Raw genomic sequence first — 10,135 nt, 5'->3', positions numbered from 1 at the left:
GTCCAATTAATAGAAGTCTATTCTACTGCACACGCAGCAACATTAGCGGTAAAAGAGAAAACATCTGCAGCAATTGCTTCACAGCTCGCATCACGTCTATATAAATTGCCAATTGTAGGTAAGCATATAGAAGACATGTCAGTAAACATTACCAGATTTTTAGTAATAGGCAAACAACCCAGCAAACCAACGGGGAATGACAAGGTTTCACTGATGTTCTCGTTAAAAGATAAAGTTGGAGCTTTATATGACAGTCTTACACCTTTTTACAAAAATAAAATTAATTTAACTAAAATTGAATCCCGCCCATCTAAAAGAAAAATATGGGAGTATTATTTCTTTGTTGACTTAGAAGGTCATCAAGACGAGAAAAAAATAAAACAGGCAATTAAAGAACTAAAACCATTGTGCACATTCCTAAAAGTCTTGGGCTCCTATCCGAGGGGATAGCCTAAAAATTTAAAAATCAAAATGTAAAATGACAAATCAAATACTTAAAAATTACAAACCGCAAATTCCAAATTATCTCGAGAAAATCAAAGATTTTCAGGCCACTAGGAATGCAGAGCATTCCAGGGATTTAGTCCCCTTCTGGGGAGACTCAATCCTCGCAATCTTTTAGATTGCAGGGGATGGTTTGGTTATTGTAATTTGTGATTTACTTCTATTTACACTTTGATATGTATTTTCCCTCTGGAATCTTGAAAAAGATTCCGAGGACTTAGTCCCTGAAATTCTCCGAATTTCTAGGGGTGATTTTTTATATTTACTTTTTAATTTTGACCGAACAAAGTGAGGAATGCGTGAACAAATCTTTTATAGTAAAAAAATCTATATTATCGGGTAAAGTAGAAATCCCCCCATCTAAATCGCATACTATACGGGCAGTTGCTATCGCAAGTTTAGCAAAAGGCAAAAGTAAAATTATATCTCCTCTTGTTTCCGAAGACACTCTTGCTGCTGTCGAATCATATAAAGCATTAGGCGCAAAAATTCAGATACAAAAAGATTTATGGACCGTTACCGGATTCGACGGGAAACCTGCTCTTATTAAAAACCACATTGATGTAAAGAATTCAGGAACAACGTTAAATATTGTAATGGGGTCTTGTGCATTATTGGGAAAGACGGAAGTGCTCCTTACAGGAGACCAACAAACAAAAAAACGCCCTGTTGGTCATCTTGTTCAATCGCTTAACGACCTCGGAGCATCTATATCATACACAGAAAAACAAGGATTTCCGCCGCTTATGATAAAGGGAAAATTAAAGGGCGGAGAAACAACTCTTAAGGCACAATCAAGCCAATATCTGACAAGTCTTTTAATAAACACTCCCTTAGCTGACAATGAAACTTTAATAGATGTCCCGCTACTATACGAAAGGTCATATATTGATATGACATTGGAATGGCTTAAATACGAGCAAATTAAATTTGAGAACAGGGATATGAGAAAATTCCATATCCCTGGCAATCAATGTTATCCCGCTTTTAAAAGGAAAATACCTTCGGATTTCTCCTCAGCAACATTCTTTCTGTCAGCAGGAGCTTTAATGAATAACAATATAACCTGCTTGGGTCTCGATTTTAATGACTATCAAGGAGATAAAGCAGTAATTGACTATCTAAAAAAAATGGGGGCAAAAGTAGAAATAGGTAAAAATTTCGTCCGCATAAGTGCGGGTTCATTGAAGGGTATAGATATAGATATGAACGATACCCCCGACGCATTACCTATGATGGCTGTAGTAGGTTGTTTTGCCAAAGGCAAAACCAGACTACTCAATGTGCCTCAGGCTCGAATAAAAGAGACAGACCGTATTAAAACGATGTATGAAGAATTGACCAAAATGGGAGCCAAAATTCGTGAACTTAAAGACGGCTTGGAAATTGAAGAAAGTAAACTAAAAGCAACAAGAGTTAATGGTCACTTCGACCATCGTATAGTAATGGCATTAGCTATAGCGGGCCTTACTATTGAAGGCGAAACTACTGTTGATACAGCAGAAGCAGTGGCTATAACATTCTCTAATTTCGAAAATTGTGTTAAGCAAGTTGGTGGAAATATTTCTAAAAACTAATCTCATGAAAGATAAAATAAATCCCGTTAGAAATAAATTTCCCTACGGGACAAAAGGACAGGTCGAAGCCCAAATAAGCGAAGCAATAATCAAATTTGAAAAAGAATATATGGGCAGAGGTCCTACTGAAATTAAAACTTATATTATCAAAGATATGATTCTTGTTCGTCTTCAAGGAGTTTTCACCCCCGCAGAAGAACAATTGGCAAAAAGTGTAGAAGGGGCAGAACTAATAAAGAAAACACGTATGCAATTATTGGAAAGTTCAAAGTCATTATTGGAAAATTTAATTCCAGACATCATTACCTGCCAAGTAAAAAGCCTACATACAGACATAAGTACAAAAACCGCAGAGAGAATTATTATTTTTATATTAGAGCAAAATTTAGAAGACAAATTCACGGGAAACAAGTAATTTTTTTAAGAATTGGCTTGGCGGGGGTTGACTAAAACATCTTTTTATTTTAAAATCGTAAAGTGTTTTTTGTAACTTGGTAGACTAGAGCAAGAACCATAATAATAGAGTTGTTGCAGAGTAAGCCAGTATCTAAATCTTTTAGCCCTTTTGTTTGCTATCGTCAGATAGGAAAAAGCGTGAAAGATGATATTGGCTTTTTTTGTTTAATATAACTCTTAAAAGAAGGAAATCAAATATGGAAGCAGAAAATTACTTAAAAATTTTAAAAGCTAAACTGGACGAGATTAATTATCAAAAGCTATCTGCAATAGGCAATTCCAAAGTCCACGAGTTTATAGCTAATGCTGCAGAGTTATGCAACCCTAAACAGATATTCATTTGCAGTGATTCTTTCGAAGACATTGACCATATACGCAAGCAGGCAATTCAAACAGGAGAGGAAAAACCACTTGCAATCCCAGGTCACACTTACCATTTTGATGGAATAAAAGACCAAGGCCGTGACAGAGAAGTTACCAAATATCTCGTACCTCAACATGAAACTCTAAGTAAAAACTTAAACCAAATCAAGCGTGAGGAAGGATTAACGGAAATTAATAGGTTACTACTTAATAGTATGGAAAACCACACTATGATTGTCCGTTTCCTCTCGTTAGGCCCAACTAATTCCATATTCAGTATTCCTTGCCTGCAATGTACGGATTCTTGGTATGTTGCTCATAGTGAAGACCTACTCTACCGCTCGGCTTATAAGATGTTCGAACAGGATAAAACACAATCTGAAATCTTCTGTTTTTTACATTCGGCAGGAAAGATAAATGAGGAAATGGTAAGTATAGAAACTGATAAGAGACGCATCTATATTGATTATAATTATAATACTGTATATAGCGTAAATACCCAATATGCAGGTAATACTGTCGGCTTAAAAAAACTTGCTCTTCGCCTTACTATACGAAAAGCAGATAAAGAGGAATGGTTGGCCGAACATATGTTATTGATGGGGGTAAAGGGGCCCAATGGTCGTAAAACCTATTTTGCAGGAGCTTTTCCCAGCGCCTGCGGTAAAACATCTACCGCCATGCTTCCGGGAGAAACTATTGTAGGAGATGATATAGCATATTTCCGCAATATTGACGGGGAAGCACGGGCAGTAAATGCTGAAGCAGGTGTTTTTGGCATTATCCAGAATGTAAACGCTATTGATGACCCTATTATACACAAGGTTCTTACCACGCCAGGTGAAGTCATTTTCTCTAACATATTGGTTAAAGAAAATAAACCTTATTGGTTGGGTACAAAGGATGAAATGCCTAAAGAGGGAATAAATTTCTCAGGGATATGGAATGAAAACAAAACAGATAATAAGGGAAATAAAATTCCCCCGGCTCACAAAAATGCGCGATATGCCGTGGCAATAAAGGCACTGGATAATGTTGACTCGGAATCAGATAATCCTCTTGGAGTAGAGCTAAGAGGCATAATGTATGGCGGAAGAGACCCAAAAGGTTATGTTCCCGTACAACAAGGTTTTGATTGGCAACATAGCATTATAGCTTACGGCGCATCATTAGAATCTGAAACAACATTTGCCACAATCGGTAAAGAAGGAGTATCTGAGATAAACGTAATGAGCATCCAGGATTTTGTCGCTATTACTTTGGGTAAATATATCCACAATAATTTAGAGTTTGGCAAAAAACTTAAAAATCCTCCTATTATTTTCGGTGTTAATTACTTTCTTAGAAATAAAGAAGGTAAATTTTTAAATGGTGTGCGTGACAAACATGTATGGGTAAAATGGATGGAATTACGCGCACATAACGATGTGGATGCAATAAAATGTCCTACCGGTTGGATTCCGAAATACAATGACCTTCATATACTTTTCAAACAGGTTTTAGACAAAAATTACTCAAAAGAAGATTATTTAGAACAATTCACTATTCGTGTTGATGAGAATTTGGCAAAAATAGATAGAGTGGAAAAATTCTATCATGAAAAGGTATCTGATACACCACCAATACTCTTTGAGATTCTTGACCAACAAAAAGAACGTCTAATCAACGCAAAAAAGCGTTTTGGTAATTACATATCTCCAGAACTTTTTGTAGAAGAGAAATAAAATAAAAGCAAGGGATTATTATGCTAAATCAACCTATAGGATTTACAAACCTTCAGGGAGTTAAATTTTTTAAAAGAGGGAAAGTCCGGGAAATATACGATCTGGATGACAAATTTTTAATGGTTGCAACGGATAGGATTTCCTGTTTTGATGTAATATTACCTACCGAAATTCCTCATAAAGGAGAGATTCTAACAAAACTTTCAGTCTTCTGGTTCGGCTTTACCAAAGATATAGTTCCTAATCATTTTATTACCGACGATATCCGAACATTCCCGGAAGAATTACAAAAATATGAAGAAATTTTAAAACATCGTTCAATGCTGGTAAAAAAAGTTGTTCCTATACCGGTTGAGTGTGTGGTGCGTGGTTATTTGTCCGGTTCCGGCTGGGAAGAGTATCAAAAAACGCAATCCATCTGTGGAATCAATCTGCCTGAGGGTTTAAAAGAATCCGACAAGCTACCTCAAGTTATCTTCACTCCCTCAACAAAAGAAGATATAGGTCACGATATAAATGTAACTCAAGAACATATAGAGCAGACAATAGGGAAAGATATAGCCCAAAAATTAAAAGATATAAGTATTTCTCTTTATAAAAAAGCCGCGCAATACGCAGAAAGCAAGGGAATAATTATAGCCGACACAAAATTCGAATTTGGGAAAATAGGAAATGAATCCAGCTCCTGCGCGCAAGGGCGGGATGAAATTATTCTTATAGACGAAGTGCTTACCCCCGATTCTTCCAGATTCTGGCCAAAGGACCAATATGAGCCGGGTAAACCTCAACCTAGTTTTGATAAACAATTTGTCCGAGACTATCTGGAAACACTCACCTGGGACAAAACTCATCCTGCGCCCCAATTGCCCGACAATATAATTAATAAAACAACCCAAAAATACCTGCAAGCTCTTAAGACAATTACAGAAGAAGAGCTTTAGTCGGAAAAATCAAAAAAGTTTGATGCAAAAAGAGGAAATATGGAATATATATATTTAACACGAAAAGGATGCGAGAAATTGACGGAAGAATTAAAATATCTAAAAACCGTCAAGCGAAAAGAAATCGCTAATGCATTACATTTCGCCCGTTCTTTGGGAGATTTAAGGGAAAATTCGGAATATGATGCAGCTAAACATGCTCAAGCATTAAGTGAAATAAAAATTGCTGAGTTGGAAGAAAAACTGATTAGGGTAAAGATTCTTGAAGAGGAAACAAATATTCCTAAAGATAAGGTTTCTATCGGTTCAACGGTAAAACTCAAAGATTTAAATTCCGGCAAAGAACTTCAATATACCCTTGTAGCAGAGATAGAATCGGATTACGACCAAGGGAAAATTTCTACCGCCTCGCCTGTAGGCAAAGGATTATTGGGTTCTAAAAAAAACGAAATAATTGAAATTAACATTCCTGCAGGTATTTTAAGATATAAAATACTTGAGATATCAAGGTAGTTGCAAAATCAATAACTCAAGAAATATTATAATAACATTTTACAAATCAAGATATCTTGCTACAATATGTTCAAATATTGATTCAAGTGCGCATCATTTTTAATTATATTAGGTGATAAAGAATATTAAAAAGGGGGAACTATGATTGGATGTCATTTTGGTAAATTCTTTCAGGTAACTGTGGGAGGCGGTTCTTATCAGGATGGATTAAATACAATCATCCAAGGAATACCACCGGGAATGAGTTTAAATGAGAAGGAAATATACGGCGACTTACTTCTTCGAAAACCTGGTTCAGATGAACTCTCATCTCCGAGAAAAGAACCGGACCTTCCTATAATATATACGGGGATTAACGCTGCTGATACTATTGAGAATGCAGGAAACAAGAATCACACGAATGGAACTCCCCTTTCCATTCTTATACCCAACCTTGACAGACACTTTGTTCATATAAAACAATATCAGGATACCAACCGCACACCACGACCGGGACACGCATCCTATGCTTCTTTTATAAAATATGGACCTGATGATGATGCCATTGGCGCCGGTATTTTCAGCGGCAGATATACATCCACTATTGTTGCAGCCGGATATATAGCCAAGAAAATTCTAAAAAAATGCGGAATTGATGTGTTTTCCTATGTCAAAGAGCTTGCTTCAGTACGATGTCCGGATATCAATCATAAAGAAGCTTTAAAATATACAGATTCCTATAAAAAAATGCGTCAAGATTTTGACCCATTCTATCAGGAGATTTATGTCAAAGAACGTATAAATATGAATATGCGATTTCTTGAAAAAATTAGTATTCTTGCAGAGATAGAAAAAGAAATAGACGCTATACGCGACAAAACACCAAAATCAAATCCAGAAGCAATTAAAGATAAATACGGTGTACACCACATAGTAAATTGTCCCGACATTAAAGCCGCACAAGCAATGACCGATGCCTGCAATAAAATTTCAGACACAGGAGACTCAGCCGGAGGTATTGTTGAGATAGTCGTTTTAGGTGCACCAGCCGGTCTTGGCGAACCGATATTTAATAAACTTGATGCTGAATTAGGCAAAATGCTTGGTATAGGCGCTGTTAAAGGAGTTGAAGTCGGCGCTGGGTTTGGAGTTAAAAACATGACAGGATATGAATCAAATGACCAGATGCATGCTGAAAAAGGAAAAGTCGTTTTTGACTCAAACAACGCAGGCGGCATCACAGGCGGACTTAGCACAAGTCAGCCAATTGTTGCAAGAGTAGCTGTAAAGCCGACACCTACAATTGATAAGAAACAACATACAATTGATAAATATACTCTTGAAAATAAAGAACTTGCGGCTATCACCAGACGAGATGCAACTATTGTTGCTCGAGTATGGCCCGTGGTAGAAAATTATACCGCTATGGTATTACTTGATAATCTAATAGCACATTACGGATATCAGACTCTGAAAAAGGAGGTCGGCAAAAATGGATAATAAAGTTCTTGTGGGAATCGTTATAGGAAGCGATTCGGATTTAGAAATAATGAATGAAACAACAAAAACGCTGGAAGCCTTCGGCATAGGATATGAAATAAATATTATATCCGCGCACCGCACGCCCGGAAAAGCTCACGAATACGCCTTAAACGCTGAAAAAAGAGGGTTAGAAGTGATAATTGCAGCAGCAGGAGGCGCCGCACATCTTGCAGGAACTATGGCAGCATGGACAGTTCTTCCTATAATAGGAGTACCCATACAAACGCAAATATCAGGAGGATTAGATTCTTTGCTTTCTATAGTTCAAATGCCATCAGGCGTTCCTGTAGCTACAGTCGCAACAGGAAAAGCAGGAGCTAAGAATTCGGCAATATTGGCAATGCAGATGCTTGGCATAAAATACCCTGCGATACGAGAAAAAGTAAAAGAGCATAAAGAAAATATAGCCAAACAAGTGGAAGAAAAAAATAAAAAGTTAAATCTAAAATAAACCAATCTAAAAATTTAAAAGGATAACATATGTCGATTTCAAGAAAAATAAGTTTAATCAGTCCTTCTGCGACATTAGCCATAACAGCAAAAGCAAAAAAAATGAAATCCGAAGGCGTTAATGTTGTCGGATTCGGAGCAGGAGAGCCGGATTTTGACACCCCGATTAATATCAAACAAGCAGCCAAAAAAGCAATCGATAATGGATTCACTAAATATACACCTGCTTCCGGCATAAAAGAATTAAAAGAAGCTATCTGCAAAAAACTAAAAAAAGACAACGAACTTGATTATTCACCTGAGGAGATCATTGTTTCCTGTGGGGCAAAACATTCTCTTTTTAACACTATTCTGGCATTATGTAATGAGGAAGATGAAGTTATTATTCCTTCCCCTTATTGGGTAAGTTACCCTGAAATGGTTAAAGTTACCGGCGCAAAACCTATATTCATAAAAACGACACAAGACGCTAAGTTCAAAATTACGCCGCAACAATTATTAGAAGCAATAACACCTAAAACAAAGCTGTTAATCTTGAATTCTCCTTGCAATCCTACAGGCATGGTTTACACAAAAGAAGAACTTTCAAGTTTAAGTAAAATCTTAATAGAAAAAAATATTTTTTGCATATCTGACGAAATATATGAAAAAATTATTTACGACAATTTAGAACATACAAGTATTGCTTCTTTGGGTAGCGACATCAAAAAACTAACAATAGTAATAAACGGTTTTTCCAAAGCTTATTCCATGACCGGTTGGCGATTAGGTTATGCCGCAGGGTCAAAAGAAATTGTTCGGGCAATGTCGAATTTGCAGAGCCATTCAACCTCTAATCCAACATCTATCTCTCAACTTGCCGGGGTAGAAGCCCTAAACGGCAATCAGGAAAATTTAAAACAAATGGTTGAAGAATTTAAAAAAAGACGGGATTATATGGTGAAAAAAATTAATTCAATAGAACATATTTCTGTGATTAAGCCGCAAGGAGCATTTTATTGTTTTGCGAACATATCCGAACTTATCGGAAAACAGTTAGACGGAAAAACAATTAAAAATTCGTTGGAATTAACGGAACTTCTTTTAACTAATGCAAAAGTAGCAGTTGTTCCGGGATATGTTTTTGGAGACGACAATTTTATAAGATTATCCTACGCAACTTCAATGGAAGATATTACAGAAGGATTAAATAGAATAGAAGGATTTATAAATAAAATAACCAAATAAAAAAATGGACAACAATAGCATTAATTCTCGGTGGAGCAAAACGGCAATTGTTAGCTTTATAGTATCTATTTCAGGATTAATTTTGGGTATGGGATTATCAAGTTTTGGAACCATCCCTCTATTAAGCATCCTTCTGGGTATTATCAGTATAATAAAAATTAACAAAAGTAGCGACAACCTTAGAGGAAAAGGATTTGCTATAGCAGGTATAATTTTGGGCGGGCTCGGACTTATTCTTCCTCTGTGGATTTTAACTTCGGTTATATGGACAATGATTGCGCGCGCTTAATCAGGAATTAGATAACAAATTCAAGACCCCCTACCCTTCCATGTCATTCCTGTGAAACATGTCCCTGCAGGTAGTAAGCAGGGAACAGGAATCCATTATTTGCTATTCCTGCCTCTTTTTACACAGGGATAAACTCCAGCAGAAATCCAATGATGATTATAATTTTTAGATTCCCGATTGCTCGGGAATGACAGATGTCAGAAGATAAAGATTAGAAATAAAATTGATATAAATTGAAATGTATAGAAATATGTAAAAAAGAAATATATTGTCCCCGTAGATAGTATTAACATCAACGGGGTTGAAATACGTTGTCTATCTACTACGTATTTCCATGTATATCTACCGTATATCTATTTTTTGATTTTTATTATATCTATGTATTTCCACTATATTTCTACCGTATTTCTATTGTATATCCGTTCCGTATTTTTTGTATTCTGCGCCCAAAACTGTTAACAAAATAAATTCAACTCTTTGGGCGTCCCCCCTGTTAGTCTCGCCATTGTATCAGTGGCGGACTAGGGGGGATATACTTCAATCTGTTCTCTGTTTTCTGCCATCTGTCTT

At 36.3% G+C, this 10,135-nt stretch carries 10 protein-coding genes; all 10 read left to right on the top strand.

All coding sequences use genetic code 11. The features are described from left to right. On the top strand, positions 1-450 hold a 450-nt coding region (locus tag KAS42_03840; GenBank protein ID MCK4905357.1), incomplete at its 5' end, for an ACT domain-containing protein. 368 nt (positions 451-818) lie between these two features. Then, positions 819-2,081, top strand: coding sequence for a 3-phosphoshikimate 1-carboxyvinyltransferase (gene aroA / locus KAS42_03835; GenBank protein ID MCK4905356.1), 1,263 nt, complete (start codon positions 819-821; stop codon positions 2,079-2,081). A gap of 4 nt (positions 2,082-2,085) precedes the next feature. Beyond that, the gene (locus KAS42_03830) at positions 2,086-2,496 is read left to right on the top strand and encodes a DUF2294 domain-containing protein (GenBank protein MCK4905355.1); all 411 of its coding nucleotides are present in this window, start codon (positions 2,086-2,088) and stop codon (positions 2,494-2,496) included. Between the two features lie 238 nt (positions 2,497-2,734). Beyond that, entirely contained in the window at positions 2,735-4,624 is a 1,890-nt protein-coding gene (locus KAS42_03825; GenBank protein MCK4905354.1) for a phosphoenolpyruvate carboxykinase (GTP), read from the top strand. A gap of 20 nt (positions 4,625-4,644) precedes the next feature. Beyond that, positions 4,645-5,565, top strand: a complete 921-nt coding sequence (locus KAS42_03820; protein MCK4905353.1) for a phosphoribosylaminoimidazolesuccinocarboxamide synthase — start codon at positions 4,645-4,647, stop codon at positions 5,563-5,565. Between the two features lie 39 nt (positions 5,566-5,604). Then, complete coding sequence (gene greA, locus KAS42_03815; protein MCK4905352.1) at positions 5,605-6,078, top strand: transcription elongation factor GreA; 474 nt, start codon at positions 5,605-5,607, stop codon at positions 6,076-6,078. 141 nt (positions 6,079-6,219) lie between these two features. Beyond that, positions 6,220-7,557 (top strand): chorismate synthase, encoded by a 1,338-nt coding sequence (locus KAS42_03810; GenBank protein ID MCK4905351.1) that lies wholly within the window; start codon positions 6,220-6,222, stop codon positions 7,555-7,557. Continuing rightward, the gene (gene purE / locus KAS42_03805; protein ID MCK4905350.1) at positions 7,550-8,050 is read left to right on the top strand and encodes a 5-(carboxyamino)imidazole ribonucleotide mutase; all 501 of its coding nucleotides are present in this window, start codon (positions 7,550-7,552) and stop codon (positions 8,048-8,050) included. The genes KAS42_03810 and purE overlap by 8 nt, the downstream gene beginning before the upstream one ends. A gap of 29 nt (positions 8,051-8,079) precedes the next feature. Then, complete coding sequence (locus KAS42_03800) at positions 8,080-9,276, top strand: pyridoxal phosphate-dependent aminotransferase (GenBank protein MCK4905349.1); 1,197 nt, start codon at positions 8,080-8,082, stop codon at positions 9,274-9,276. A 4-nt stretch (positions 9,277-9,280) separates the two neighbouring features. Beyond that, entirely contained in the window at positions 9,281-9,565 is a 285-nt protein-coding gene (locus KAS42_03795; GenBank protein MCK4905348.1) for a DUF4190 domain-containing protein, read from the top strand. The last annotated feature ends 570 nt before the right edge of the window (positions 9,566-10,135 follow it).

Source organism: bacterium (assembly GCA_023135785.1).
In the GTDB taxonomy this organism is placed as follows: domain Bacteria; phylum CAIJMQ01; class CAIJMQ01; order CAIJMQ01; family CAIJMQ01; genus CAZNJA01.
The sequence above is the reverse complement of the archived record's forward strand: the minus strand, read 5'-3'. Positions and strand labels throughout refer to the sequence as shown.